Source organism: Microtetraspora glauca (assembly GCF_040656155.1).
Classification (GTDB): Bacteria; Actinomycetota; Actinomycetes; order Streptosporangiales; family Streptosporangiaceae; genus Microtetraspora; species Microtetraspora glauca.
The window spans coordinates 403,383-429,590 of the sequence record NZ_JBFALK010000001.1 but is presented as its reverse complement, the minus strand read 5'-3'; the positions used below and the strand labels follow the sequence as shown (position 1 = coordinate 429,590).

General features: G+C 71.2%; 19 protein-coding genes. 9 read left to right on the top strand and 10 right to left on the bottom strand.

Features of this window, described 5'->3' with window-relative positions; translation table 11 throughout:
* Positions 1-262: 262 nt before the first annotated feature.
* Positions 263-1,162: a permease-like cell division protein FtsX gene (locus AB0I59_RS02020; RefSeq protein ID WP_358129110.1), complete on the bottom strand. Its 900-nt coding sequence runs from the start codon at positions 1,160-1,162 to the stop codon at positions 263-265.
* A gap of 9 nt (positions 1,163-1,171) precedes the next feature.
* Positions 1,172-3,343 (bottom strand): hypothetical protein, encoded by a 2,172-nt coding sequence (locus AB0I59_RS02015; protein WP_358129107.1) that lies wholly within the window; start codon positions 3,341-3,343, stop codon positions 1,172-1,174.
* 162 nt (positions 3,344-3,505) lie between these two features.
* Here AB0I59_RS02015 and AB0I59_RS02010 point away from each other — a divergent pair, with 162 nt between their 5' ends.
* The 5 genes from AB0I59_RS02010 to AB0I59_RS01990 all read left to right on the top strand — a co-directional run bounded on the left by AB0I59_RS02010 (position 3,506) and on the right by AB0I59_RS01990 (position 12,344).
* Positions 3,506-5,071, top strand: a complete 1,566-nt coding sequence (locus AB0I59_RS02010) for a hypothetical protein (protein ID WP_358129104.1) — start codon at positions 3,506-3,508, stop codon at positions 5,069-5,071.
* 400 nt (positions 5,072-5,471) lie between these two features.
* Positions 5,472-7,886: an LCP family protein gene (locus AB0I59_RS02005; protein WP_358129101.1), complete on the top strand. Its 2,415-nt coding sequence runs from the start codon at positions 5,472-5,474 to the stop codon at positions 7,884-7,886.
* Between the two features lie 284 nt (positions 7,887-8,170).
* On the top strand, positions 8,171-10,306 hold the full coding sequence (locus AB0I59_RS02000; RefSeq protein WP_358129098.1) for an acyltransferase family protein: 2,136 nt from the start codon (positions 8,171-8,173) through the stop codon (positions 10,304-10,306).
* A gap of 60 nt (positions 10,307-10,366) precedes the next feature.
* Positions 10,367-11,509: a glycosyltransferase gene (locus AB0I59_RS01995; RefSeq protein ID WP_358129095.1), complete on the top strand. Its 1,143-nt coding sequence runs from the start codon at positions 10,367-10,369 to the stop codon at positions 11,507-11,509.
* Positions 11,510-11,609: 100 nt separating this feature from the next.
* A complete protein-coding gene (locus AB0I59_RS01990; RefSeq protein WP_358129092.1) occupies positions 11,610-12,344 on the top strand; it encodes an acetoacetate decarboxylase family protein in 735 nt (244 codons plus the stop codon).
* Positions 12,345-12,420: 76 nt separating this feature from the next.
* Here the strand turns inward: AB0I59_RS01990 and AB0I59_RS01985 are convergent, their stop codons facing one another.
* The 6 genes from AB0I59_RS01985 to AB0I59_RS01960 form a co-directional block, all read right to left on the bottom strand.
* Positions 12,421-13,302, bottom strand: a complete 882-nt coding sequence (locus AB0I59_RS01985) for a glycosyltransferase family 2 protein (protein WP_061253421.1) — start codon at positions 13,300-13,302, stop codon at positions 12,421-12,423.
* 202 nt (positions 13,303-13,504) lie between these two features.
* Positions 13,505-14,263 (bottom strand): CDP-alcohol phosphatidyltransferase family protein, encoded by a 759-nt coding sequence (locus tag AB0I59_RS01980; protein WP_061253420.1) that lies wholly within the window; start codon positions 14,261-14,263, stop codon positions 13,505-13,507.
* Complete coding sequence (locus AB0I59_RS01975) at positions 14,241-15,281, bottom strand: iron-containing alcohol dehydrogenase family protein (RefSeq protein ID WP_061253704.1); 1,041 nt, start codon at positions 15,279-15,281, stop codon at positions 14,241-14,243. The genes AB0I59_RS01980 and AB0I59_RS01975 overlap by 23 nt, the downstream gene beginning before the upstream one ends.
* Positions 15,282-15,441: 160 nt before the next feature.
* Positions 15,442-16,173 (bottom strand): phosphocholine cytidylyltransferase family protein, encoded by a 732-nt coding sequence (locus tag AB0I59_RS01970; protein WP_358129088.1) that lies wholly within the window; start codon positions 16,171-16,173, stop codon positions 15,442-15,444.
* 121 nt (positions 16,174-16,294) lie between these two features.
* A complete protein-coding gene (locus AB0I59_RS01965; protein ID WP_358129085.1) occupies positions 16,295-16,936 on the bottom strand; it encodes a DUF5941 domain-containing protein in 642 nt (213 codons plus the stop codon).
* Positions 16,933-18,525: a CDP-alcohol phosphatidyltransferase family protein gene (locus tag AB0I59_RS01960; RefSeq protein ID WP_358129082.1), complete on the bottom strand. Its 1,593-nt coding sequence runs from the start codon at positions 18,523-18,525 to the stop codon at positions 16,933-16,935. Before AB0I59_RS01960 ends, AB0I59_RS01965 begins: the two co-directional genes overlap by 4 nt.
* Before the next feature lie 92 nt (positions 18,526-18,617).
* On the opposite strand from AB0I59_RS01960, the gene AB0I59_RS01955 reads away from it, so the two are divergent.
* Both AB0I59_RS01955 and AB0I59_RS01950 read left to right on the top strand, forming a co-directional pair.
* Positions 18,618-20,024, top strand: a complete 1,407-nt coding sequence (locus AB0I59_RS01955; RefSeq protein ID WP_061253418.1) for an SDR family NAD(P)-dependent oxidoreductase — start codon at positions 18,618-18,620, stop codon at positions 20,022-20,024.
* Positions 20,025-20,042: 18 nt separating this feature from the next.
* Complete coding sequence (locus AB0I59_RS01950) at positions 20,043-21,833, top strand: CDP-glycerol glycerophosphotransferase family protein (protein WP_358129079.1); 1,791 nt, start codon at positions 20,043-20,045, stop codon at positions 21,831-21,833.
* Here the strand turns inward: AB0I59_RS01950 and AB0I59_RS01945 are convergent.
* Complete coding sequence (locus AB0I59_RS01945) at positions 21,830-22,888, bottom strand: glycosyltransferase family 2 protein (protein WP_082776560.1); 1,059 nt, start codon at positions 22,886-22,888, stop codon at positions 21,830-21,832. The two genes, AB0I59_RS01950 and AB0I59_RS01945, sit on opposite strands and share 4 nt — an antisense overlap.
* Before the next feature lie 59 nt (positions 22,889-22,947).
* Between AB0I59_RS01945 and AB0I59_RS01935 the strand changes: the two genes are divergently transcribed.
* The gene (locus AB0I59_RS01935) at positions 22,948-24,432 is read left to right on the top strand and encodes an LCP family protein (protein ID WP_061253416.1); all 1,485 of its coding nucleotides are present in this window, start codon (positions 22,948-22,950) and stop codon (positions 24,430-24,432) included.
* Between the two features lie 110 nt (positions 24,433-24,542).
* Here the strand turns inward: AB0I59_RS01935 and AB0I59_RS01930 are convergent, their stop codons facing one another.
* Positions 24,543-25,262, bottom strand: a complete 720-nt coding sequence (locus tag AB0I59_RS01930) for a TetR/AcrR family transcriptional regulator (protein WP_358129074.1) — start codon at positions 25,260-25,262, stop codon at positions 24,543-24,545.
* Between the two features lie 99 nt (positions 25,263-25,361).
* Between AB0I59_RS01930 and atpB the strand changes: the two genes are divergently transcribed.
* Positions 25,362-26,150 carry a F0F1 ATP synthase subunit A gene (gene atpB, locus AB0I59_RS01925; RefSeq protein WP_358129072.1) on the top strand — a complete coding sequence of 263 codons (789 nt, stop codon included), beginning with the start codon at positions 25,362-25,364 and terminating at the stop codon, positions 26,148-26,150.
* The last annotated feature ends 58 nt before the right edge of the window (positions 26,151-26,208 follow it).

Below are 26,208 nucleotides of genomic sequence, written 5' to 3'. Positions count from 1 at the left end.
GGCCCCGCAGACCCCCGGTGGCCGGTTCCGGCTCCCGAACGGAGTCCGGCCCGAAAGACAACTCCTCGGTTTCCGGAGTATCCGCCGATAAATCCATGCGCAGACCTTAGCGCCGTGATCGTTCCCTGAGAGGGGTGTTCCTCCACTGCCGGTTCCACCCGAAGCCGCGCGCACCCACGCCGGGTCGCACGCCTGCTTCACCCACGGCGGCGAGACCCCGGACACGATCGGCGAACGACGATCACATGGGGACCGGCGACGATCACATGGAGACCGGCCAGACGGTGAGAACTCCGGGCATCTTTTCCAGCGCCTTCTGGATGCTCCTCACCTGCCCCGGGTCGTCGAGCTTCACGTAGAAGCACTCGGGGACGTCCTCCTCGCGCATGGTGGCCCCGTCCTCCGGCCCGCCCGCGACGTACGCGCGTCGTTCCTTGAGCCCATGCGCACGATCGGCGAAGTAGACGGTCCGTACCCCTGCCAGATCGTGCAGGCGGTCGAGCACGGCCTGTTTCTGCCGCTCGCTGGCCGGGCCTTCACCGCAGTTCTCGTTCAGCAGGGTCGCGGTGCAGAACTCGACGGAGACGTCGGCCTTGCCCAGCCAGAAGCTGATCGGCGCGCGGCGTACGACGCCCACGCCGGGGAGGGAGCCCACCTCGTGGGCCACCCGGGCGAAGACCTCCGGGCTTCTCAGCTCGCCCTCGAAGGAATCCGCGAACGCCTCCTTGTTGATGATGTCCACCGCATCGCCCTCGGCCCGGTAGAAGGCCACGACCTTCGCGTACGCCTCGTCCCTGCCGATGAACGTCACCCCGGTGACATCGGGGAGGGTTCGGAGCTTCTCCTCGACCGCCCGGACCTGCCGCGTGGTGGCGGGATCGCCGTCCGGGCAGGATCCGTAGGGCCGCCTGCCACCGCACATGTCGACGACGAACTTCACCTGCCGGGGCCAGGGGCCCGCGGGCGGGTCCTCAGGAAGCCGCGACTGGCGGTAGAGGAACCAGCCGCCCGCACCCAGCGCGGCCAGGAGGACGACGGACGACATCGCGACGATGACCGCCCTCGTGTGGGACCGCACCCAGGCGGACAGCCGCGGCTCGCGGTCGGTGTCGCCCCCGAAGGACAATTCCTCGGCTTCGGTGGGCTCGGATCGCCACTCCATCCGCCGACCTTAACCCGATAAACATGACATTTCCCGCCACCGGCCGTGACACACGGGTATGGCCATCCAGACGTCGGCCGCGAGGGACCAGACGGCGTCGGGAGGACCGGCGAGTGACCGCTCGTCCTGATGCGTGCGCAGCCGGAGCACCTGCGTGGCTTTGCCGTACCGCATGAGCTGGGGCTGCTCGGCGGCGAGCAGCACGGGACGGCGGCCGGTGGCCCGCACCCGGTCGATCAGCCTGCGGACGTCGGTCTCCAGCGCCACGCTCGACCCCTTGGGGTTCCTGATCCGCGCGGCCGGGACGCCGCACTGACCACGCACGAGCTGGGTGAACCTGTCGCCGGTGACCCTCTCCACGATCAGCACGGACGCGTCGCGGGGGATCGCCGCGCACATCCGGGCGACGGCGGCGGCCTCGCCCCGCTCGACGGGCGAGAACGCGGTCCCGATCGAAGTGACGACAGGGGGGACCACCAGCAGGAGGGCGCCCGCCGCCACCGCGAGGCGGGAGCCGTACCCCGCGCGTCCGAGGCGGTCGCGCAGCCACCGCAGGCCGAAGACGGCGAGCAGGATCAGCCCCGGGATCACGACGGGCACCAGCCGGCGCGCCGCGAACGGATGGTCCGGGGTGATCGCGGGGCGCCAGAGCGTGGTCGCGGTCGTCCAGCCGATGATCGCCAGCGGCAGCAGCCACGCCAGGCCCCGTCCCCGTGCCAGGCGCCCTACGAGAACGGCGGCGGCGAGCGTGGCCAGGACGACGACCGGAACCCCGACGTACCAGATCACCCAGTAGAGGGAGTGCTCGTAGTAGAGCCGGGTGCCGTCCACCGGGAGATGGTTGGCACGCTGGACCTGCTGGATGAAGTCGGCGGTGAGCAGGTCCTCCGGGGTCACCGCCACACGGCGCACGGTCTGCAGCCAGGGCCGTACGGCGAGGCCGGCCACGACGAGCACGACCAGCGCGGCGGCCGAGCCTGGCATCCCGGGCAACCACCGCGGCGCCCGGCCGAGCCGCCCGGGGCTCGCCGGTCCCCGCCCGGAGCCGGTCCGGGCAGCGATCCGAGGGGCGATTCGGAGGGTGATTCGGGGGGCGAGGGCCGTACCGGCGACGGTGACCAGGACGACGACGGCGCAGATCGCGAGCAGCGGCAGCAACGACCCCGAGAGGTATTCCAGATAGGGGCGGGCCAGCAGGTAGCAGGCGGCGAACCCGCAGAACCCGCCCAGCGCCAGCCCGGCCAGGAGCGGCACGCCCAACCGGCCGTCCGGAAATCGCCGGGCCGGTTCGGGACGCGCGGCACCGCCCGCCGCCGGCGGCGGGCTTTCGGGCGGCGGTCCGGAGATGCGGCGCAGCGCGATCAGCAGCCCGGCGTACGCCAGGACGGGGAGCACGTCACGCAGGCCGTCGATCCGCACGAGCAGGGCGAGTCCGAAGACGAGCCCGGCCAGTCCCGCCACGAGCAGCGCGCCGTGGCCGGCCCGGAGCCGGTGCCGGGCGTCGAGCAGCAGCGCCATGCCGCCGAACAGCAGGATCAGGGACGGCATCTCGCTGAACGTCGTCCGCGACGTGTAGATGATCGGCATGCTGACCGCGAAGACCAGTGCCGCGAGCGGCGCCCATCGGCCTCCCGCCAGGCGGGCGACCGTTCCGGCGAAGACGAGCACCGCGAGCGCCCCCAGCACCGGCGGGACCAGTAGGAGACCGGGCACGCCGCCGAGCCAGTAGCCGACGGCGTCCAGCATCGGCGGGCCCGGCATGAACTGGGGCACGATCGCGCCGTGGAAGTCGTAGAACCCCATGCTGTCGAACCGCAGCGCGGGATCGGGGCCGCCGAAGTCGCCGTAGGGAATGGGCAGCGACCCGTGCCGGGCCAGCCAGATCGCGTACTGCGCGTACGTCGCGGGGTCCCGCCGCACGAAGAGCTGCTCGGCCCGCAGGAACCCGTTGAACAGGCCGGATCCGAGCGCGATGCCGATCACCGCCGCCGTGTGCGACGCCAGGGCGTCCACGGTCTCGGGCAGGCGGCGCAGGCCCCACCAGCACAGGACGACGGCCGTCCCCCCGCCGAGCAGCGCCATGGGCAGCGGCCGGAACCAGCCGAGCAGGAGCAGCGGCAACCCGGCGAGCAGCCACCCGGCGAGGGCGAGCGCGGGCACGGCGGAGCAGACGGCGAGCACCCGGCCCGCCGAGGGCCATGTCGTTCGCGGCCGGAGCCGGCCAAACCAGTGCGTTGGGATGAGCCGAGCGTAACGGCCTCCCGCGGCTGACCGTCCCACGCGCCTCGGCGCCGGACGCGGCGCGGCACGATGTGTCGTGGCCGGCCGGTAGCGTACGCCGGGATGAACGCCGGGGGACGGGGAGTCAGGGTGTCGATGGTGGGGCGCGTCGCGCCGTGGGCTCGCCGCCACAGGTGGTTCCTGGGCGTGCTCGCGCTCGGGACCGCGCTACGCGTCGTGACCATGCTGGGATACCGGCCCGCCCTCTGGTTCCCGGACTCCTACAGCTACGTCGTGACCGCGATGCGGCCCAAGCCCGATCTGGTCCGTCCGGCGGGCTATTCGATGTTCCTGCGGCTGTTCGAGCCTCTGCACGGCTTCGGGTTCGTCACGCTCGCCCAGCACCTGCTCGGTCTGCTGACCGGCGTGATGATCTATCTCGCCGTGGTGCGCCGGCGCAGGCCGCGCTGGGTGGGCGCCCTGGCGTCGGCCCCCGTCCTGCTCGACGCGTACCAGATCCAGCTGGAACATCTGCTCGTCTCCGACTCGCTGTTCACGTTCCTGATCGTCGCCGCGGTCTGCCTGACGCTGCGCCCCCTGACCTGGCGTACCGCCCTCGCCACCGGTCTCCTCCTGGCCGCCGCGACGCTGACCAGGACCGTGGCCCTCCCGCTGATCGCCGCCTTCGGGATCCTCCTGCTGTGGTTCGGCTCCCGCGCCGCCCGAGCGGGGAACGGCACGGCCGGCGGCACGGCTGGCGGCGCGGTCGACGGCGGCACCGGGACCGGCACCGGGAGAGCGAGCGGGCGGGTACGGCGCGGCCGGATGCCGTGGCGGGTGACAGGTGTGTTCCTTGCGGCGGCGCTGGTGCCGGTCGCGGCCTACGGCGGCTGGTTCTGGGCCGCCCACCACCGAGTGGGGCTCATCGGCGCGAACGGGGTCTTCCTGTACGCGCGGACCATGTCGTTCGCGGACTGCGCGGTCATGCGGCCTCCGGCCGACCTCGCGGTGCTGTGCGACGACCGGCCCCCGGCCCGCAGGCCCCCGTCGCAGGAGTACATCTGGGACCCGGACGCGCCACTGGTCCGGCTGCCCGGCATCACGTTCCTCCGCGAGACCGACGCGCTGGCCGGACGGTTCGCCTGGCTGGCGATCCGCAGCCAGCCGCTCGACTACGTCGCGACCACCCTGGACGAGCTCGCCCGGTCGTTCGCGTGGGGGCGGCCGGTCTATCCCGACGCCGAGACGTACGGGTACTACGAGTTCCCCGCGGACACCCCCGACCCGCCGGGGCGCCATCCGGCGATCGTCGGCACCCGGTTCGCGGAGCAGTACGAGCGGGGCCCCATCGGCACCCGGGTCGTCGAGCCGTACGCGGGCGTCATGCGGGCCTACCAGAGCGTGGCCTTCCTGCCCGGCGTGCTGCTCCTGCCCGTTCTCCTCTTTCCCCCGCTGGTCGCCGTCGCGCGCTTCGCCGTACGGCGCCTGGCTCCGTCGAAGGGCACGGGGGCCGGATCCCGCAGGGCGCAGGCGTGGCGCGCGGCATGGGCGGTGCCCTGGGCGGTCGCGGGCCTGCTGCTGCTCATCCCGGCCGCGACGGCGGAGTTCGACTATCGCTACGTGCTGCCCGCGACCCCGCTGGCCTGCCTGGCCGCCGCGCTCATGGTGCGGCCGCGTTCCCGGCGTTGATCCTTATCCCGGCATCCCGATCACATCCCGATATCCCGGCCGCCGCATCGGCGCCATATCGAACTCATGTCCGGTTTCATCGACTTTCCGTATGCCAGAGGGCCCTGGACCTGGACGGTTCCTGAGAGTCGGACATTGTTCAGCTATTTGACATACCCCGAAATATCTATGTTTGAGTATGCTTCCGGCTGGATCACCCCCGTCGATGCAAAAGACTGGTCACGTCCAAAATCAGCGATCACGGCGCCCGCCCGCGCGTACGTGACCTAGCCTCGGCGATGAGCAGTCATGCTCTCGGTCAACGGACCGTAAAGCAAGGAGGACACGTGTGCGTGCGAAGCAGTAGTCAGCCCGGCTGTTCGCCCACACGTCCAGCGCGTCCCGCGACGAGGAGGGGCGCATGAGTGACCGCCGCCGCCAGCCTCCGGGGACGCCCGAGCAGCCCGGCCAGCGCGTCTGGGGGCGCGAGGAGTCGGGAGCCCGCTACGGCCGGCCCGACCGTCAGGGGCAGCCCGACCGTCATGGCCAGCACGACCCGCAGGGCCGTTATTCAGGCGATCGGCGCGGGCCTGACGATCGCGCCCCGCGCCAGGACGGCTACCAGGACCAGCGCCGGGACGCCTACCAGGACGCCCAGGACGCTCCGCGCGGCCGCCGCAGGGGCGGAGCCAGAGCCGCCGGGCCCGCCGGCCGCCAGGATCACGGCTACCACGACCAGGGCCACCAGGAGCAGGGCTACCAGGAGCAGGGGCACCAGGGCCGCTCCCGTCAGGACCAGGGCTATCAGGACCAGGCGTACCAGCAGGGCTACCAGGACCCCGGTTACCAGCAGCACGGATACCCGCAGGAAGAGTACGACGAGCCCGAGCCCGAGCGCGGGCCCTGGGGCGAGCGCGAGCCCGACGACGACTACCTCGACGACCCGCCGAAGCGACGCTGGGGCCGACGCTCGAACGTCGACCCCTGGGACGAACCCGACGACGAGGAACCGCGCAAGAAGCTCTGGGGCCGGCGCAAGTCCGGGAACGACGCCGGGAACGAGGCCGCGTCCGACGACGGCCACGACGGCGAGCCCGACGGCGGTCAGGTCCACCCCCAGCGAGACGGGCGTGGCCATGCTCAGGGACATGCGCAGGGACATGCGCAGGGACATGCGCAGGGCGACGCTCAGGGGACCGGGCACGGCGTCCGCCTCGACGACCACTACGAGATGGCCAGGAACGACGCGTACGGCGACGCCGCCACCACCGCCGCCTCGCGACGGGGATCGCGCCGGGCCACGAGCCGGAACGGCGACGGCCCTCCGACCGGCCCTCCCGGTGGCGGGCCGCAGTCACGCCGCCGCGGCGACTCGGGCGGCGGCAAGCGTGGCCTGGGCGTGCTCGGCTGGGCCAGCATCGCCATGACCACCGTCATGGTCGCCGGCACGCTCACCGGGTACAAGATCTACCGGGACACCTTCGACCGCATCGGGCACGACAAGTCCACCGACGACCTGGACATAAACCGCCCCGAGAACGCGACCGGTGCGATCAACGTCCTGCTGGTCGGGTCGGACACCCGTGCCGGAGACAACAAGAAGTACGGCCAGCACATGGAGAACGACGGCGAACGCACCGACACGATCATGTTGCTGCACGTCGCCCCGAACCGGGACGGCGCGACCCTGGTCAGCTTCCCCCGCGACTCCATGGTGCTGATCCCCGACTGCCGCGACGTGAAGACCAAGGCGATCGTCCCGCAGCACCTCGGCATGATCAACTCGGCGTTCTCCTCCGGTGGCATGATCTGCACCCGCCGGACCATCGAGACGCTCACCCAGATCCCCATCGACCACTACGTGAAGGTCGACTTCACCGGCTTCAAGAACATCGTGAACGCCCTGGGCGGCATCGAGATCTGCGTGCCGAAGGACGTCAACGACAAGAAGGCCAAGCTGACCCTGAAGAAGGGCACGCAGACGGTTAGGGGCGAGACCGCCCTCGCCTACGTACGCGCCCGCTACTCCCTCGGCGACGGCGGCGACATCAGCCGGATCGAGCGCCAGCAGGTGTTCATCTCGCAGGTGGTGAAGAAGGCGACCAGCAGCGGGCTGCTCACCGACTGGGGCAAGCTGCAGAAGTTCATCAACGCCACGGCCGACTCCGTCACGACGGACGACAAGCTCAACGCCGACGCGCTCCTCGAGATCGCGAAGAGCGCCTCCAAGCTCAGCGCCAAGGGGTTCAAGGCCACCAAGGTGCCCTGGGAGCCGTACGTCGCGGACAAGAACCGCGTCCAGTGGAAGCAGCCGGCCGCGAACAATCTGTTCGCGGGCATCCGCGGCGACGTGGAGGTCACCGCGTCGCCGAGCCCCGCCGCCTCCTCCTCCGGCGGCACCAAGCCCGCCGCCCCGACCGTCACCAAGCCGGAGCAGGTCAAGGTCCAGGTGTTCAACGGCACCAACACCGGCGGGAAGGCCAAGGAGGTCGCCGAAGCGCTGGCCGCCGAAGGCTTCCGAGTGGTCGGAGTCGGTGACGCGCGCAAGCCCGACGGCAGCGACCAGCCGACGACCATGATCCGCTACACCGGCCAGGGCTGGGACCAGGCCAAGATCCTCAGCGGCAAGCTGGAGAACACGATCAAGCCGGAGACCGGCAAGCTGGCCACCGGCCCGGCGACGCCCTTCACGTCCGCCTCGACCCCGCCCAAGCCCGGACGGGTCGCGGGCCCGATCATCCAGCTCGTGGTCGGCGCCGACTGGAAGGGCGTCAAGGTCGCGCTGAATGTGGGCGACGACGCCGTGACCTCCGAGACGGACATCTGCAAGGGCTGAGGTCCGCCGTTCACAGCAATTATTGATGTCCGTTACAGGAGTGATCGTTGAGACTTGCGTTAAGGTTGGGCGGAGCGGACGCATTCCGTGCTTCCACGTTCGCCTGACCGCACGGGACGTCCGCGCTAGCGTCTTGAACGCAGGCTCCGTCTCGAATGAGCCACCGGCCCCCGCTCGGCGAACCTTGAGAGTTTCCTCCCGTGACTGACACTCGCCCAACCCCTCACGTTCCGGGAGCGAACCCGGGTGAACCGCACGATCCCTCCGAGGACGCACCCACCGGCGTGATCGGCCGCATCACCGGCGAGTGGCCGCCGCCGTCCGCCGCTCCCGGCGGCGGTGCGCCCACCGGCGCCGCTCCGGCTCCGGAGGGCGAGCCGCCCGTACGGCAGGCGTGGGCGGCCCCGCCCGCAGGGGGCGGCTTCGGGGCACCGCAGGGCTCTCCGCCGTCCACCGGACACTTCGCGTCCTTCGGCACCCCGTCCGCGCCCGCGCCCGCAGCGGGGCCGGGAGCAGGACCGGCGACGGGGTCTGCGGCCGGGACGGCGGCGGCGGAAACCCGGGCACCGGCTCCGTCGGCACCCCCATCGGGAACATCGGGGCGACCAGGGATCTCGGGAACACCAGGCTCCGCCACCTCTGAAGGATCCGCGACGTCCGGGGGATCTCCGGCATCCGGAGGATCGGCGGCCTCCGGCCCCGCGTCCGCCGGATCGGATCCCGAGCACCGGCCGCTGCCCAAGCGCCGGCCGCGCACGCCGCGAGCCGGCGGCCCTGAGACGGGGAAGCCCGAGGCGGCCCCCCAGGGGTTCGACTACTTCTCCACGCCGCGCGCGGACTCCGGCCCCGCGCCCGCGTCCGACCCTCTCGGTCCGGCCGCCCCGCAGAGCCCCTTCACCGGCTCGCCGCAGCACCCCTACGCCGCCACGCCCGGACCGGACCCCCTGGCCGCGCGTGACCCCTTCTCCGCCCCGGCACAGGACCCCCTCGCCGCGCCCGTACAGGATCCCTTCGCGCCGCCCGCCGCGGACCAACTGCCCAAGCGGTCACGCCGCGCGTCTCTCCAGGGACAGGCCCCGACGCAGGCGATGCCCGCCGTCCCCCCGGCGGCGCCGGCCCAGCAGTGGCCCGAGTTGCCCGCCGACCCGTGGGACCCCTGGCGCCGCGCGGGCCACGACGTCCCGCAGGGCCTCGCCGTACCGAGCACGGTGGAGCCTCCCCCCGCCGCCCCGGCCGCTCCCCCGCCGCCGAGCCCGGAGCCGCTCCCGCTGCCCGCGTGGGCCCAGGCCCCCCAGCAGGCGTCGCCGTACGCGCCGGGTGGGATGTCCGGCTTCGGCGAGGTCAGGCCGCCCACCGGCTGGGAGGAGCAGGAGCCCGAGGAGGAGCCCGCTCCCCAGCCCAAGCGGCGCGACCCGTACCTGGACAACGTCAAGTTCCTGCTGATCGCGCTCGTGGTGACCTCACACGCGATCCGCCCCACGGTCGGCGCGGACGCCAACCGGGCGCTGTACATCTTCATGTTCTCGTTCCACATGCCGCTGTTCGTGATGATCAGTGGCTTCCTGTCGAAGAACTTCTGGAACTCGAACGCGAAGACCAACAAGCTCGTCGACACCTTCCTGGTGCCGTACGTGATCGTCGAGTTCGGCTACAACCTCCTCCGCGTGGCCTTCGGGCACAAGTGGAGCATCTCGATCCTCGATCCGTACTGGCTCAACTGGTATCTCCTCGCGCTGTTGTTCTGGCGGTTGTCCACACCCGTGTGGAAACGCATGCGCTATCCGCTGCCCACCGCGGTGGTCGTCTGCCTCTTCTCCGGCCTGTCCCAGCTCAGCGGTGATTTCAGCATCGACCGCGTGTTCGGCCTGCTGCCCTTCTTCGCGATGGGCCTGGTCCTCAAGCCCGAGCACTTCGAGGTGCTCAAGCGCACCCCGGTCCGGATCCTGGCCGGAGTCACCCTGCTGGCCTGGGCGGTCGCCGTCTACGTCCTCGCGCCCCGCCTCAAGCTGGGCCTGTGGTACTTCAACGCCAGCTACCACGACCTGCACATGACGTGGTGGTACGGCATGGGCTTCCGCGTCGTCTTCCTCGCGGGGGTCACCGTCATCTGCTTCAGCGTCATGGCCCTCGTGCCCCGGCGCCAGATGTGGTTCTCCGAACTCGGCACGCGCACGCTCTACGCGTACCTGCTGCACGGCGTGCCCGTGATGATCGGCAAGGAGATGGGCTGGCTGAACGCCTCGTGGCTGAACGGCCCCCTCGGCGTCCTCGCCATCCTCAGCGGCAGCTTCGCCCTGGCCACCATCCTGTGCCTGCCGGTGACCCGCACGCTGTTCAAGTGGATGCTGGAGCCCCGACTCGCCTGGCTGTACCGCAGGCCCAGGAAGAGCAACGATCAGCAGCCGGAAGTTCAGCGGTAGTTCCGCATGGATTAACGCGGCACATCCGGGCTCGACGGGATAGGACCGCAGAGTCGTCACATGAGGGTATGTGTCGGCACAATCGTCCACCACCCCGAGGACGCCCGGATCGCGCACAGGCAGATCCGGGCCCTGCTGGACGCGGGGCACCAGGTCACCTACGTCGCGCCCTTCACGCACTGCAACGTGACGCCGCCGCCGGAGATCCAGGCCATCGACGTGCCGCGCGCGGTCGGCATGCGGCGCGCGAAGGCGCTCAGAGCGGCGCGGGCCGCGTTGTCACGGGGCTGCCTGGACGCCGACCTGCTGCTGGTCCATGACATCGAGCTGCTGCTCGCGCTGCCCCGCAGGAGGCCCGTGACGGTCTGGGACGTCCACGAGGACACGCGAGGACTGCTGGAGGCCGAGGCGCGCCTCCCGGGGCCGCTGAGTCCGGTTCTGCCGCGTCTGATCGACGCTCTGGAACGGCGCGCGGAGCGCCGCCTGCATCTCATGCTCGCCGAGGAGTCGTTCCGCGACCGGTTCCCCGGCGGCCACCCGGTGGTGCCGGACCACACCTATGTCCCGTCCGCGCCGCCCCCGCCGCCGGGCGACGACCGGCTGGTCCACATCGGCCGCCTCTCGCGGGCGCGCGGCGCCGCCGAACTGATCGAGCTCGCCCGGCGCCTGCGGCCGTACCGGATCCGGCTCGACCTGATCGGCCCGGCCGACCCGGGGGTACGGCCGCTGCTGCGGGACGCCCAGCGGGAGGGCCTGCTCGACTGGTTCGGGCACGTGCCCAACACGCACGCGCTCCGGATGGCCGAGGGTGCCCTGGCCGGCCTGTCGCTGCCGCACGACGTGCCCGCCTTCCGGAACACCACGCCGACGAAGGTCGTCGAGTACATGGCGCGCGGCCTCCCGGTGATCACCACGCCGCTGCCCGGCGCCGCCTCGCTCGTGCTCGGGACCGGGTGCGGCACCGTGGTCCCCTTCCCGGCGGAGGGCGCCGAGAGCACCGTGGACGCGACCGTGCGGGCCGTCCTCGCCCTACGGGACGACCCCGAGGGGCGCGCCGCGATGGGGGCCCGGGGTCACGCCGAGGCGCGGCGCCGCTTCCACTGGCCGGTACGCGCCGCCGAGTTCGTGGCCCAGCTCGAACGCTGGGCGCAGGCCCCGGACCGGGTCACGGCCCGCCCGCGCGGGCGCGCCCTTCCCGCCTGACCGCGCGGGCGCGCCCTCCGTGAGCCGCCGGGATCCGGCGCGGCCCTCCCCGCGAGCCCACGGCTACCGCCGTGGCGCCGATCTTGTTCTACTTGGAGATGTGAGAAGCCATCTCGTCCAGGGACGCCGGATCGACATGCCGGTACGGATCAGGGACGCGTCGGCGTGCGCCGCGACCTATCTCGTACGGGCCGACGCCGCCCGCGCCGTGATCGCGTACTCGGGACTGGACGTGACCGAGGTGCTGCCCGGCAAGGCCGCCTGCACGCTGGTCTTCGTCCAGTACCGCGACGGAGATCTGGACGCCTACCACGAGTTCGGCATGGCGTTCCTGATCCGGCCGCCGGGTGCCGGACGCCGCCCCGGGCGCGGCCTGCTGGCCGGGCTGAAGGACGTCCGCGCGGCGGGCTCCGGCGCCTTCGTCCATTGGCTGCCCGTCGACCAGGGGTTCACCCTGGAGGCGGGACGGCGGATCTGGGGCTTCCCCAAGGAACGCGCCGAGATCGACCTGCGGCTGGCCACGCCGTACAAGCGGTGCATCCTGCACAGGGACGGGCGGCTGGTGCTCGACCTGCTGCTCCGTCCCGGAGTCCCCCTCCCGCCGGGGACCATGGCGCCGATCGACGCCTACTCGCACCTCGACGGGATCACCCGGCGCGTTCCCTGGACGGCACGCGCGAGCGGTGTCCGGGCGCGACCCGGCGGCGCCCTGATCAGGCTGGGGAACCATCCGATCGCCAAGGAACTGAGCGAGCTCGGCCTACCGGGGACCGCGCTGATGACGGTGACCGCGGATCACGTGACGATGTCGTTCGAGGACGCCGTGCTTATGTGAACCGGTGCCCATGTGAACCGGTGCCCATGTGAACCGGTGACCGGAGCGCCGGGCGCCCCGCGTCGGCGCGCGGCCGTCAGACGATGGGCGGGCGGCCGAGGCGCAGCATCCGCCACGCCGTACGCCAGGCCATCGGGCGGCGCTCACCGGCGGGCTCGCGCAGACCTTCGCGGAAGCCCTGGAACCACGCTTTGAGGGACGGGCCGGACCGCTCCCTGAGCAGGGTGAGGGCGATCCAGTTGCCCAGATAGAGGACGGCGAGCGGCCAGGGCAGGTTCCTGCGCGCCAGCCACACCCGGTTGCGGGCGTTCAACCGGAAGAAGTCGGAGTGCCGGGTCGGCAGCACCAGCGGGTGGTACATGACGGTCTGGGCGTCGTACTCGATCCGGTAGCCCTCGCCCAGCAGCCGCCAGGCCAGGTCGGTCTCCTCGTGCGCGTAGAAGAAGCGCTCGGGCAACCCGCCGACCTGGAGGAACGCCGACCTCCTGATGGCGCAGGCGCCGCCGAGGAAGGTGGTCACCGGCGAGGAGCGCTCGGGGTCTCCGGCACGGAGCCGGGGGACGTGCCGACGCTGCACCGAGCCGCCGTCGGGATCCATGACCCGGAAGGAGATCACCGCCAGGTCGGGCTCGGAGGCGAACCGCTCACGGATGTGCGCGACCAGCTTGGAGTCGGCGTACCACCCGTCGTCGTCGAGGAACAGCACGACGTCGCCCGAGCACTCCTGGACACCGCGGTTGCGCCCCATGGGGATGCCCGCGTTGTGGCCGATCCGTACGGTCCTGATCGTCGCGGCGGAGCCGGGACGTGGCCGCACGCTCAGCTGCGGCACGTCCGCGCCGTTTCCGACGATCACCACTTCGACGTCGCCGTCGGTCTGCGTCAGCGCGGACTCGACCGCCCGGTCCAGCTCGGCGACCCGGTTGCCCATGGTGAGGATGACGCAAGAAATCTTCACCGCGTCATCGCCTCGACGCGTGGCAGAGGGCACACGATTTCATGATCACCGAGTCTGTACGGCTGAACCATCCCGGACCTGTCTGGTTTACTGCGAATCAAGGGTATCGGAACAGCCGCCGAACCCCCACCAAACACTCCGACGCGGGAAGCCGCCCCGTGGTTCCCCGATTCGTCGTCGGCAAACCTCGCCCGCCGTCCGTTCACGACAGCCGCCGCGACGCCAGGATGCTGACGAGGTGCAGGACGAGCTGGAGCAGAGCGATCACCGCACAGGCGACGGTCAGGATCCGCGTCGCCGGGAACCAGAAGTCGAGCACCGCGGCGACCACCACGATCAGGGACAGCTCGACGGCCTGGATCACGCGGTGGAAGCGCAGCGCGGCGGCCACCTTCCTGGCCGCGCCGAGGCGGCGCGACTGGAACTGACCCGCGGACGCCTCGGTGGCGGCGATCAGGCCGGACCTCGCCCTGGCCACGTCGACCAGGTCGGTCTCCGCCTTGATCAGGATCGCGCCGAGCGCGGCCACGACGCCGAGCACGGTGTACCAGTCGGGAAGCACCTCCGAGGCGCGGAAGCCCAGGCCGATGAGCAGCGCCGCCTCGGCGAGGTAGTGGCCCACACGGTCGAGGTAGACGCCCGTGATGGAGGTGCGTCCGGTCCACCGGGCCAGCTCGCCGTCGGAGCAGTCGAGCAGCAGGTAGACCTGGATCAGCACCGCGGCGCCGACGGCGGCCCAGAGCCCGGGGAGCGCGAGCACGGCTCCCGCCAGCACGCCGCACAGGATCATCAGGCCGGTGACCTGGTTCGGCGTGATGGGCGTCTTGGCCAGCACCCATGTCGCGTAGATGGACAGTTTCCGCATGTAGAGCAGGCCGGCCCAGTGCTCGCCGCTGCGGCGGTCCATCGTGGTCTGCGGCTGCGCGACCGCGCGCAGCTCAGCGACCGACGGCGCGGACATAGTCCTCCACCCTCGTCCTGACCTCGGTCTCCGACAGACGGAGGTGTTCGAGGATGGTATACCTGCCGGGCCTCGTCGACGGTGCCAGCATCACGGCGGCGGTGAACTGCTCGGCCGTCAGGCCGACGTCTCCGGGAGTGACGGGCAGCGCGTGCCGCCTCAGGCAGTCGGTGACCTGATCGAGGCGGCGCGAGTCCTCTCTCAGGAAGAAGCAGAACGCCGTGCCGATGCCGGCGAGCTCGCCGTGATTGGACGTTCCGGGAAAGAGCTGATCCACGGCATGAAGGATCTCATGGTCACCACCGCTCGAAGGACGGCTCGACCCCGCGATGACCATCGACATGCCGGAAAGGATCAGAGATTCGGCCAGGACGGTGAGGAAAGCGTCGGACTCGATGGAGTCGGACCGCCCGATCACCGCCTCCGCGGCGGTGCGCGCCATGGAGATGGCGAGGCCGTCGATCGGCTCACCGCGCTCGGCGTTGCCGAGCTGCCAGTCCTCGATCGCGGACAGGTTGCTCATGACGTCGCCGACCCCGGATCGGACCAGAGCCTCGGGCGCGTCGTGCACGAAGTCGAGGTCCACCATGATCGCCAGCGGCATGGGCACCCCGAAGGAGCCCTTGCCGCCGTCGTGGACGAGGGAGGCGACGGGCGAGCAGATCCCGTCGTGCGAGAGGTTGGTGGCGACCGCGACCATCGGGATGCCGGCGAGTGACGCGGCGTACTTGGTCGCGTCGATGGTCTTTCCCCCGCCGATGCCGATGACCGCCTCGTACGCGCCCTTGCGCAGGTCGGCGCCGAGCGAGACGGCCGCGTCGACCGAGCCGTCGGGCACCCGGAAGACCCGGGCTTCTCCCAGGGACGGCGCGATCACCTCGGCGATCTTGTCGCCCTGGCTCACCCCGACCGCCACCGCCACCCGGCCCGAGGTGGCGACCCGGCTGTCGGACAGCAGCACACCGAGTTGCGCGATCGCGCCCCGCCGTACCTCCATCGTGAGGGGGGCGGGGAGCATCCTGGCCAGAATCGGCAAGAGGGTCTCCTTAGGAGGCGAGGGCCAGTGCCCCGACCGGCGGGATCTGCGCGGAGGGAGCGGCGTCCAGGGGGGGTGCATCGCGAGGCGGCGGGGTGCCGCTCCGGGCGACGCCATGGGGCGGGGATCGACCGGAGGGACACTAGTAGCGGCACGCGATCTCGCGAGCCTTGGACAGATCGTCGTGGTTGTCCACCTCGACCCAGTCGACCTTGCCGATCGGAGCGACGGAGATCTTCTCGCCCCGGTTGACCATCTCCTGGTAGCCGTCCTCGTAGTAGAGCTGCGGGTCGCGCTCGAACGTCGCGCGCAGCGCGTCGGCGAGCCGCTCGGCGGCGCCCGGACGGATCAGCGTGGCGCCGATGTACTCGCCGTACGCCTCGGCCGGGTCCATCAGCTTGGTGATGCGCTTGAGGCTGCCGCCGTCGAGGGTGACCTTCATCTCCTCGTCGGCCAGCGACTTCACGTCGTCCACCGCGAGGAGGACGTCACTGGTGTCGTCGGCGGACAGCAGGGTCTCCTCGACCGAGACAGGGTGCACGGTGTCGCCGTTCACCAGCAGCGCGCCCTGGGCGAAGTGGTCGCGCGCGCACCACAGCGAGTAGGCGTTGTTCCACTCCTCCGCCTTGTCGTTGTGCACGAGCGTCAGCTTCACGCCGTAACGGCGCTCCAGGTCCGCCTGACGCTCGTGTACGGCCTGCGCCTGGTATCCGACGATGACGACGACGTCACGCAGGTCCACCGCGGCGAGATTGCGCAGCGCAATGTCGAGGATCGTGGTCTCGCCGTCGACCGGCACGAGCGCCTTGGGCAGCGTGTCGGTGTACGGCCGCAGGCGGCGTCCGGCTCCGGCGGCCAGCACCATTCCCAGCAACGTGCACTCCTAGAGGTCGATCGACTGACAGTAACCCCAAAGATTAGTTGCCTTTGTGCCGTGATCGTGTAATCCGTACGTGGTCGGGGGTTCATCACGGGCCGGCGCGGTCACTCGGGGGTCAGTCTCCGGCGCCGAGATCGGCGGCCTCGACGCCGGAACGCGGCGCCGCCAGCCAGCAGGTCAGGCTCTCCCAGCAGAACAGGCCCCACAGGTAAAGGCCGAGCAGCGCGAACATCGCGGTGACCAGGTCGACGGCGCCGCCGATCGCCACGGCCAGCATCCGCCCGTCCCAGCCCAGCCCGGCCACCGGCAACCACGAGGGCGGGTAGACGTGCTGCCGCACCCGGTAGACCGTGTCGTAGTGGTGGAACACGATCGCGCCGAGCAGCGCGAAGATCAGCAGAGGTGGGACGCCGTGCGCGAAGCCCACGCAGGCGATGAGGCCGTACTCGGTGAGCCGCAGGATCGGCGGGACCATCCAGTCGAGCCGCCCGTCGTGCCGGTGCGAGCTGCCCGGCCCGGCGAGCAGCAGGGCCACCGCCGGACCGAAGACCGCCAGGCCGTCGCTGCCCGCGACGCCGACGAGGAGCAGCACCCCGGTGACGAAGGCCCCCGCGACGGCGGGCGGCAGCGGCGGGAGCTGTCCCGCCACCAGCATGCCCATCGCGCGGGACAGGGCCCCGTCGTCCCGGTACGCGACGACCGAGCTGCGCGGCACCGGCGTCATGTGCACGGAGATCATGCCCGCGCCCTCCGTCATGTGAGAGACCTGCCGATCCGCCCGGCGAGGGTGTAGGTGAGCGCGGCCGCGCCCCAGGCGAGCAGGGCGAGGAAGGTCACCCTGGCGTTGAACACGGCGGCGGTGACCGCGATGAGGGCCATCCGCTCACCGATCGGCAGCACGATGACCTTCTTCGCCCACCGGGTCACGGCGCCGAGGTCGAGCCGCCGGGACAGGCCGACCATCCGGCTCGCGACCGTGCCGCCGGTGCCGCCGGGGGCGCCGAACTCGCCGCCGCGACCGCCCGCGAAGCCGCCCTTGAACGGGCCACTCGTCGCGTCGTCCAGGCGGGGCAACTCCGAGGCGACGGAGAGCGGGAGCGGCGGGCGGTTCCCGGCGGCGCCGTCCTTCGCGGCGTCCGCCACGGCGCCCGCGTACGAGAAGTCGATCATATGCCGGATGGCCTGCAGCAACATGGCGGCGACCGCGAGCGCCCAGATGCCGCCCGGCCCGGTCGCCCCGCCCTGCGTGGTCCCGGCGTAGCCGATGGCGAGGCCGGCGTACACGAGGTATTCCTTCACCCTGTCGAAGGTGGCGTCGAGCCAGGCGCCGAGCGGCGAGAAGCCGCGGGTGTAGCGGGCGAGCTGGCCGTCCACGCAGTCCAGCGCGAACGACAGGTAGAGCGCCACGGCGCCGGCGATCTGGGCGGTCCGCTCCCCCGCCGAGAACCAGATCGCGGCGATGACGGCCAGGCCGACCGAGACGCCGGTGACCGCGTTGGGCGTCATGCGCAGCCGCGCGGCCAGCCGTACGAGATGGGGGGACCACGTGCTCACGCAGAAGGTGGCGAACAGGCCGTCGTCGGACTTGACCGCGGCCCGCAATCTCGCCCCGGTCTCGTCCACGTCGGCCAGCCGGCGTATCGCCTCCTCGGCCGCGGGCCGGCTCCCGACCCGCTCGCAGCGCAGCCCGCCGAGCGGGGCGGCGCGTACGGGCACCCCCGCGCGGACCAGGCCGGCGAGCAGCAGGCCGGCCACCTCGGTGTCGCTCACGCGCCCGAGCCTGCGGTTCTGGGCGAGGTCGGCGAGCTCCTCGGCCACGTCGGCGAGGCTCGCCAGATGGGCCTCGCCCACCTGGAGGACGCCGCGGAAGGTGGCGTCCGGCGACTCGACCCGATGGAAGGAGTTGCCCGCCGCCGCGATCTGTCCGCGCTCGGTCCGCACCGGAGGGAGCAGCGGGGTGGCGGCGCCGGGCGCGACCAGCGCGCCGGAACCGCGCGAGGGATGGTCGAGCAGTACGGCCAGGGCCTCGGTGTGGGCCACGAGATCGCCGTGGAGCACGGCCACGGGGCAGGTGGAGGCGCGGGCCACCTTGGCGACGGCACGCAGGTCGTCGGCGAGCCCGCCACCGGTGTCCTCGGCCCGGATCACGACCTGGACGTCACGGACGGACAGCGTCCGGAGCTGGCCGGTGACACGTTCGAGGAGGCTCGTCCTGCCGCAGACCAGACCGGCCGCGGGTGTCGTCGCGAAGACCACGGCGACGGCGCCGGGTGTGGTGCCCGGGGTCCCCCGGGCCGCTTCTGCCCCCATGGTCTCCCGCTCCACTTCGATCACTGCCGTGTCCACACCGCAACGTAACTGAGCGATCACTAGGTGGCAATGCCATTCGGCAGCGGTTCGTGAACGGCCTGCGGGTATGGTCAGTGCGGGGAGGCATCATGATCGCGAAATCGCGTCTGCGCACGGTCGGCGTCGTACTGGCCGGCGGAGTCGGCCAGCGGGTGGGACTGAACACCCCCAAGCAACTGCTGAAGATCGCTGGCAGGACCATTCTGGAGCACACGCTCGGCGTGTTCGACGGCCATCCGGAGATCGACGAGGTCATCGTGCTGATGACCCCCGGTTTCACCGACGAGGTCGCCTCCCTGGTCGAGCGGAACGGCTACACCAAGGTCACCCAGATCCTCGAAGGCGGCGCCAGCCGCACCGAGACCACGTGGCGCGCCCTCCAGGCGCTGGGCGACGAGGAGTGCGACGTGCTGCTGCACGACGCGGTCCGGCCCCTCGTGGAGCCGCGCATCATCAGCGACTGCGTCGCCGCGCTCAGCCGCTACGAAGCGGTGGACGTGGCCATCCCCTCGTCGGACACCGTCGTCGTGGCCGTCCCCGGGCCGCGCGGCGAGATCATCCGCGACATCCCGGACCGTTCGCGGCTCCGGCGCGGCCAGACCCCGCAGTGTTTCCGGCTGTCGGTCATCCGGGCGGCGTACCGGCGGGCCTTCGCCGACCCCGACTTCGACAAGCTTCCCGCGACGGACGACTGCGGGGTCGTCCTGCGCTACCTCCCCGACGTGCCGATCTACCTGGTGCCGGGCAGCGAGCACAACATGAAGGTCACCCACCCCGTCGACGTGTTCATCGCGGACAAGCTGTTCCAGCTCGCCGAGAGCACCGCGCCCGCGCTGACCGAGGACGGCTACCACGAGGCGCTGCGCGGGAGGAGCCTCGTGGTCTTCGGCGGCAGCTACGGCATCGGCGCCGACATCGTGAAGCTCGCCCGGGGCTACGGCGCGACCGTGCACTCCTTCTCCCGGACCGCGGGCGGCGTACGCGTGCAGGACGCCTCCGCCGTCGAGGACGCGCTCGCCGGGGTGTACGCGGAGACCGGCCGCATCGACTACGTGGTGAACACGGCGGCCGTCCTGCACATGGGCAAGCTCGGCGAGGCCGACCACACCACCATCGAGGAGACCGTCGGCGTCAACTATCTCGGTCCGGTCAACATCGCCCGCGCGTCGCTCAAGTACCTGGCGGAGACCAGGGGGCAGCTCCTCCTCTACACCTCCTCGTCGTACACGCGGGGCCGAGCGGACTACAGCCTCTACTCCTCGACCAAGGCGGCGGTCGTCAACCTCACCCAGGCGCTCGCCGACGAGTGGGCGGACCAGGGCGTACGGGTGAACTGCGTCAACCCGGAGCGCACCGCCACGCCGATGCGGCTGCGGGCCTTCGGTGACGAACCGGCGGGAACGCTGCTCTCTTCGGCCGCCGTCGCCCGTACCAGCATCGACGTGCTCATCTCCCGCCTCACCGGACACGTCGTGGACGTGCGGCTGACCAGGTGAGTGGGTAGGCAGCCATGCATGGGGGGATCGTTCAGGGGGAGAAACGCCCTGCTCATCGGGGTCGTGCTCGCGTCGTATCCGGCAATGGTGGGGGCCGCGCTGTACCCCCTTCCGTGGGTGTTCGTGGTCCTGGTGCCGGTGTCGTACGCCGCGGAGCTGGCCCTGCCGCGGCGGGCGGCCGAACGGCTCGGCCGGCTCCAGCTCGCGGCCACGCCGCGCTTCCTGATGCGCGAGATGGCGGCCGTGCTGCTGCTCGCCAGGACCGCGGGAGCCGAGTCGCCGTGGTTCGCCCTCCTCGCGGGCGGCCTGTTCCTGTTCCACTGGCTGCGTGCCGTCCAGAGCGCGCTGGCCACCTATCTGAACCGGTGCCACAACCTGAAGCCGGTCGACACCAGGAACATCGACGTCACGTTCCCTCCCGCGCCGCCTGAGACGCTCGTCAACTGGCGCGGCGCGCGCCTGCTCTACCTGGACGTGCTGCCCGTGGCGACGGCCGCGTTCGGCGCCCTGGCCGGCATGGACTGGCTCGGCGCGGCCGGTGTGGGGGCGGCGCTCGGACTGGAGACCGCCGCCCTGTTCGCCTTGTATCTCCACGTGGTGCGCGCCGCCCCGCTGGCCGACCGGCGGCGGGTCATCGCGACGGTGGACGACGAGGTACGCGCCTACCGCCCCGAGGTGCTGCTCTACTTCTCCGGCCCGGCCGACTCGGCGTACCAGGCGACCATGTGGCTGGGCACGCTGGAGCGGATCGGCAGCCGGGTGCTGATCGTGCTGCGGGAGCGCGACCTACTGACCGCGCTGGGCCGCACGACCCTTCCGGTGCTGTGCATCCCCTCGGCCGTCGACATGATGAACTTCCGCGGCCTGGACACCGCGCGGGTCGCCCTGTTCGCGTCCAACGTCGGCAACAACATCCACATGCTCCGGATGCCCGGCGTCACCAGCGTCTTCATCGGGCACGGCGACAGCGACAAGGAGGCGTCCTTCAACCCGTTCACGAAGGTGTACGACGAGGTCTGGGTCGCCGGTCCCGCCGGGCGGGACCGCTATCGCCGCGCGCAGGTGGGGGTGCGGGACGAGGTCGTCGTGGAGGTCGGCCGGCCCCAGCTCCACGGGGTGCGGGCGAGCGGTCCCGGCCTGCCCTACCCGAGCGTCCTGTACGCACCGACCTGGGAGGGGTGGACGGACGATCTGTTCCACACCTCGGTCGTCGCGATGGGCCCCACCCTGGTCCGGAAGCTGCTCGCCCTCGGAGTGCGGGTGATCTACAAGCCGCACCCGCTCACCGGCCACCGTTCCGCGCTCGCGCGCGAGGCGCACGCCGCGATCATGCGGCTGCTGCGCGAGGCCGAGCAGGGGGCGGCGGCCCCGCCGCACCTTGCGGTGACGGGGGACGAGCCGCACCTGTACGAATGCTTCAACCAGGCCGACCTGCTGATCAGCGACATCTCCAGCGTGATCGCCGACTTCCTCGCCGGCGGCAAGCCGTACGCGGTCACGAACGTCGCCGGGCTGCCCGCGCACGAGTTCCGGGAGCGCTATCCGACCGCCGCGGCGGCGTACCTGATCGGCCCGGACTGCGGTGAGCTGCCCGGCGTCGTGTCACGGATCCGCCCGGAGGAGGACGTCCTGGCGGGAGCGAGGCGCGAGCTGAGGGCGTACCTGCTCGGCCCCGACCACCCGGACGCGCTCACCCGGTTCGACGACGCCGTCACCGCCGCCGGCGCCCGCGCCGGAGCCGGCGCGGGCGCGGGCGACAGGGGCGACGCGGGGAAGAGCCTCGCGACGACCGGGGACGAGGTCGCCTAGTCTCCGCGGAGGTTCTGCGACAGGGCCGTCTGCCGCGCCGGGCGGGGCTTGCTGAGGCTCGGCGGACTGGTCAGGAAGCCGGTGCCCCAGGAGACGTGCATCGTGACGTAAACCAGCGGGAGCCTGAGCAACGCGGCGGCGGACAACCCGCGGCCGGTGAGCACGGAACCCGCCAGGATCGCCGCGAGATAGACCCCGGGAACGAGCAGGCCGGGCCAGAAGAACGGCGAGACGACGATGCCGAGGAGCATGGCCAGCACCGCCGCCGGCGGCGCGAGGTAGCGCAGGTTGATCGTCCCCTGGTGGGTCCGGGAGACCACGCGCCGCCAGCGACCATAGTGGAAGTACTGCTTGGCCAGCGCCCGCGCGTTCGGCCGGGGACGGTAGGACACCCGCATGCGCGGCTGGAAGAAGACCAGGCCGCCGGTCTCGCGGATGCGGTGGTTCATCTCCCAGTCCTGGGCGCGCTGGAAGTGCTCGTCGTAGCCGCCGACCCGCTCCAGCGCCTCACGGCGGAAGACGCCGAGGTAGACGGTGTCCGCGGGACCCGCCTGGCCGCCGGTGTGGAACCGGGCGTTGCCGACGCCGATCTTGGAGGTCATCGCGCACGCGACGGCCTGCTCGAACGGGGTGACGCCCTCGGCGGCCATGACGCCGCCGACGTTGTCGGCACCCGTCTGCTCGAGCGTCTCGACGGCGGTGGCGAGGTAGTCGGGCGGGAGCATCGCGTGCCCGTCCACCCTGGCGATGATCGGATTACGGGACGCGGCGATGGCCGCGTTCAGGGCGTTGGGGGTGCGACCCGTGGGGTTCGGCACGACGACGACGCGCGGATCCGCCGCGGCGATCGCGTCGGCGACCTCCTGCGTGCGGTCGCGTGACGGGCCGATGCTGAGGACGACCTCGATGGGGCCCTCATACTGCTGGGCGAGGACCTGCCGTACGGCTTCCGCCAGGTGCCGCTCCTCATTGAGCACCGGCATGATCACCGAAATCGGCGGCCAGTCGCGCGCGGGCGACGGGCTCTTTTGTGGCGAGTCGGGGAAGGGCTTCATGGCCTGGCTCACGCTACTGTACGTGGGGGCGAAGACGGCAACCGAAAGGTGACCCGCGGATGCGTGGCGACCACGAGGAGGACTCCGGCGTCCACGTAGGGGGCGACGGCAACGGCGGAGTCAGGCTCGCGGCGCAGCGGGCCAGACGCGGGCGCACCAGCCTCCGGTCGCTGATCATCTCCGGTTCGCTCTCGGGAGCGGTGCTGCTCGGCTCCGGCGCGCTGTGGGCGATTCCCAACTACGCCGCCAGCCAGATCAGGTCGGTCGACGCGGGCATCGACGCGTCGGTGCCCCAGGGCGCGATGAACATCCTCCTGGTCGGGCTGGACAAGCGCGACGACCTCACCCGGCAGCAGCAGAACCAGCTCCACCTGGGCCGCGAAGAGGGCCAGCGCACCGACACGATGATGGTGATCCACCTCTCGGAGGACCACAGGAAGGTCACGGTCGTCAGCCTTCCCCGGGACACCTGGACCGAGATCCCCGGCCAGGGCATGCACAAGATCAACTCCGCGTACCAGTACGGCGGGGCGAAGCTCGCGGTGCGCGCGGTCCAGCAGACCACCGGGCTAAAGATCAACCACTATGTCGAGGTCAACGTCCTGGGGTTCATCGACGTCGTGGAGTCGCTGGGCGGGGTCACCGTCTGCACGCCGGTGCCGATCAACGACTCGAAGACCAAGCTGAACCTCCAGCCGGGAACGCACGAGCTGAACGGCGGCGACGCGCTCGCCTACGCCCGCACCCGCGCCACGGCGCGCTCCGACCTCGACCGCATCGACCGCCAGCAGCAGGTGATCTCGGCGCTCATGCAGAAGGCCATGAGCGGGGGCACGCTGACCAACCCGGCCAAGCTCACCGGCCTGGTCAACTCCACTCTCAAGACGCTCACCGTGGACGACGCCCTCGCCAAGGACCTCGTCGGCCTGGCCGGCCAGCTCAAGGACGTCTCGACGGACGACGTGACGTTCGTGACCGTCCCCCTCGCCGACGTGAACTTCACGACGCCGACCAACGAGTCCGCCGTGCTGTGGGACAAGAAGGCCGCCCGCGAGCTGTTCCAGCGGATCGACTCCGACCAGCCGCTGAGCGGGCCGACGGCCGCGGCCTCCCCCGCCGCCTCCGGGAAGGCTGCCGCCTCCCCCAAACCCAGCCCCTCCGCCTCCGCCGCGCTGACCGTGCCGCCGGAGCGGATCGCGATCCGCGTGCTGAACGGCACGCTGATCACCGGCCTCGGCGCCAGGACCAAGACCGCGCTGATCGGGGCCGGTTTCATGGTGCCCGCCGCTCCGGGCGACACCGCCAACCGCGACTTCACCACCACCGTGGTCCGGTACGCCAAGGGCCGCGAGGACTCGGCCCGCACGGTCGCCGCCGCGATTCCCGGCTCGGAGCTGCGCGAGGCGGACGTCCAGGGCATCGAGGTCGTCGTGGGCCAGAACCACAACACGGTCAAGAAGGTGAAGGTCACCGTCACCCCCTCCGCGGCACCCACGCCCACGCCGTCCGCCAAGACCGCGACGGAGAACATCTGCAAGAAGTGATCACGTTGAAAGAGTCCGTCCACGACGAGGTATTGGATAGAAATCTCGTTCTCACCGACCGGGGGGAATTGCCGGAGCATCCCCCGAGCCAAGCGAACGTTGCCGCATGATTAGCCCGCCGATCGCGGGAGGTCGGTCGCGAGGCCGTTGAGCAGGCGTTCCAGTCCGTACTCGAACCGCTCCTCGATGTCGGCGTACGCGCGGCCGCCCTCGGTCGCCATCCTGGCGACCATGGGAAAGTCGCCGCTCGCGATGGCGGCCATCATGAACGGCGCCTGGAGGGCCGTCCACCCCTTCAGGTCGAGGCCCGTGCGGCGCAGCGCCTCGGCCTCGGCCAGCTCGCTCTGCACGAACCCGTTGACATAGGCGAAGACCGCCCCGATGAGCGTCAGCATCTCGTCGACGCCGAGGCCCAGGCCGTCCACCATGCGAAGGGACGCCTCCAGCAGCCGCAACCGGTTGGGGCTCGCCCCCTGGCGGCTCGCGGCCAGGGGCGCCAGCCACGGATGGCGCAGGACGGTCCGCCGGGCCTGCCGTGCCATCGCGCCGAGATCGGCCCGCCAGTCACCGGAGAGTGCGGTCCCCTCCGGGAGGTAGTCAGCCACCACGGCGTCGACCATCAGCTCGATCACGTCGTCCTTGCCGGAGACGTAGCGGTACAGCGACATGGTGCCCGCGCCGATCTCCGCGGCCAGCCGCCGCATCGAGATCGCCTCCAGCCCCTCCGCGTCCGCGACCCGGATCGCCGCCTCGGTCAGCGCCGCCCGGCTGAAGCTCGGCTGCGGACCCCGGGAGGGGCGCTCGGGGCGCATCCACAGATTCTCCGGCACGTTCCATCGTCCCCCATTGCGTACGCCGTACCTGGTTGAGTATGGTCGAAAAGTAAGTGAGTACGTCGTACCCAGTTTTGTGGACCGCGAGGAGCGCCCGTGGCGATTCGCCTGGCAGACGACGTGTTCCGGGCTCCCGGATTGGAGCTCTTCGACTTTCCGCCGCTGTGGTCCGGCGCCCCGTTCTGGCTGACCAAACCGGTCGTGATGGCCGTGACCGGGGCGTTCCTGCTGTGCGCGCTCGCCTGGGCTGCCTTCGCCAAGCCCACGCTGGTGCCACGGGGCATGCAGAACGCCGGAGAGATCGTCTATCTCTTCATCCGCGACCAGGTGGCGCGGCCGTTCCTCGGCAAGGACGCCGACCGCTGGATGCCGTTGCTGCTCAGCCTGTTCTGCCTGATCCTGCTGTGGAACTTCATGGGAGTGATTCCCGGGATACAGTTCCCGATCAACTCCCACATCGCGTTCCCGATCGTGTTCGCGCTCGCCGCCTACGTGATCAAGATCTATCTCGGCATCAGGCACCAGGGCCTCGTCGGCTACTTCAGGAACCTGATGTTCCCGCCGGGGCTGCCCAAGGCGCTGGCGCTCGTGCTGTACGCGCCGCTCGAACTGCTCTACACCTTCGTCACGGCGCCGTTCACCCACGCCGTACGGCTGTTCGCCAACATGTTCGCCGGGCACCTGCTCCTGGCGTTCTTCAGCGCGGCCGGTTTCTGGCTCCTGTACGAGCATCCGACCGTGGCCGGGGCGCCGGTGGGGCTGCTGAGCGTGGCCGTCGCGGTCGCCATGACCGGGTTCGAGATGTTCCTGCAGTTCCTCCAGGCGTTCCTGTTCACCATGCTCACCGCCATGTACATCGGCGGCGCCCTCCACCCCGAACACTGAACACAGAAGCGGTCGACGGACAGGTCCGATGACCGCGTCTGATTAACGGCGAATCACA

Bases quoted from the DNA above. Each gene is read 5' to 3' on its own strand.
- AB0I59_RS02020 (WP_358129110.1), bottom strand. From the start codon at position 1,162: ATGGAGTGGCGATCCGAGCCCACCGAAGCCGAGGAATTGTCCTTCGGG.
- AB0I59_RS02010 (WP_358129104.1), top strand. From the start codon at position 3,506: ATGAACGCCGGGGGACGGGGAGTCAGGGTGTCGATGGTGGGGCGCGTC.
- AB0I59_RS02005 (WP_358129101.1), top strand. From the start codon at position 5,472: ATGAGTGACCGCCGCCGCCAGCCTCCGGGGACGCCCGAGCAGCCCGGC.
- AB0I59_RS01995 (WP_358129095.1), top strand. From the start codon at position 10,367: ATGAGGGTATGTGTCGGCACAATCGTCCACCACCCCGAGGACGCCCGG.
- AB0I59_RS01980 (WP_061253420.1), bottom strand. From the start codon at position 14,263: ATGTCCGCGCCGTCGGTCGCTGAGCTGCGCGCGGTCGCGCAGCCGCAG.
- AB0I59_RS01975 (WP_061253704.1), bottom strand. From the start codon at position 15,281: ATGCTCCCCGCCCCCCTCACGATGGAGGTACGGCGGGGCGCGATCGCG.
- AB0I59_RS01965 (WP_358129085.1), bottom strand. From the start codon at position 16,936: ATGACGGAGGGCGCGGGCATGATCTCCGTGCACATGACGCCGGTGCCG.
- AB0I59_RS01955 (WP_061253418.1), top strand. From the start codon at position 18,618: ATGATCGCGAAATCGCGTCTGCGCACGGTCGGCGTCGTACTGGCCGGC.
- AB0I59_RS01950 (WP_358129079.1), top strand. From the start codon at position 20,043: ATGGGGGGATCGTTCAGGGGGAGAAACGCCCTGCTCATCGGGGTCGTG.
- AB0I59_RS01945 (WP_082776560.1), bottom strand. From the start codon at position 22,888: ATGAAGCCCTTCCCCGACTCGCCACAAAAGAGCCCGTCGCCCGCGCGC.
- AB0I59_RS01935 (WP_061253416.1), top strand. From the start codon at position 22,948: ATGCGTGGCGACCACGAGGAGGACTCCGGCGTCCACGTAGGGGGCGAC.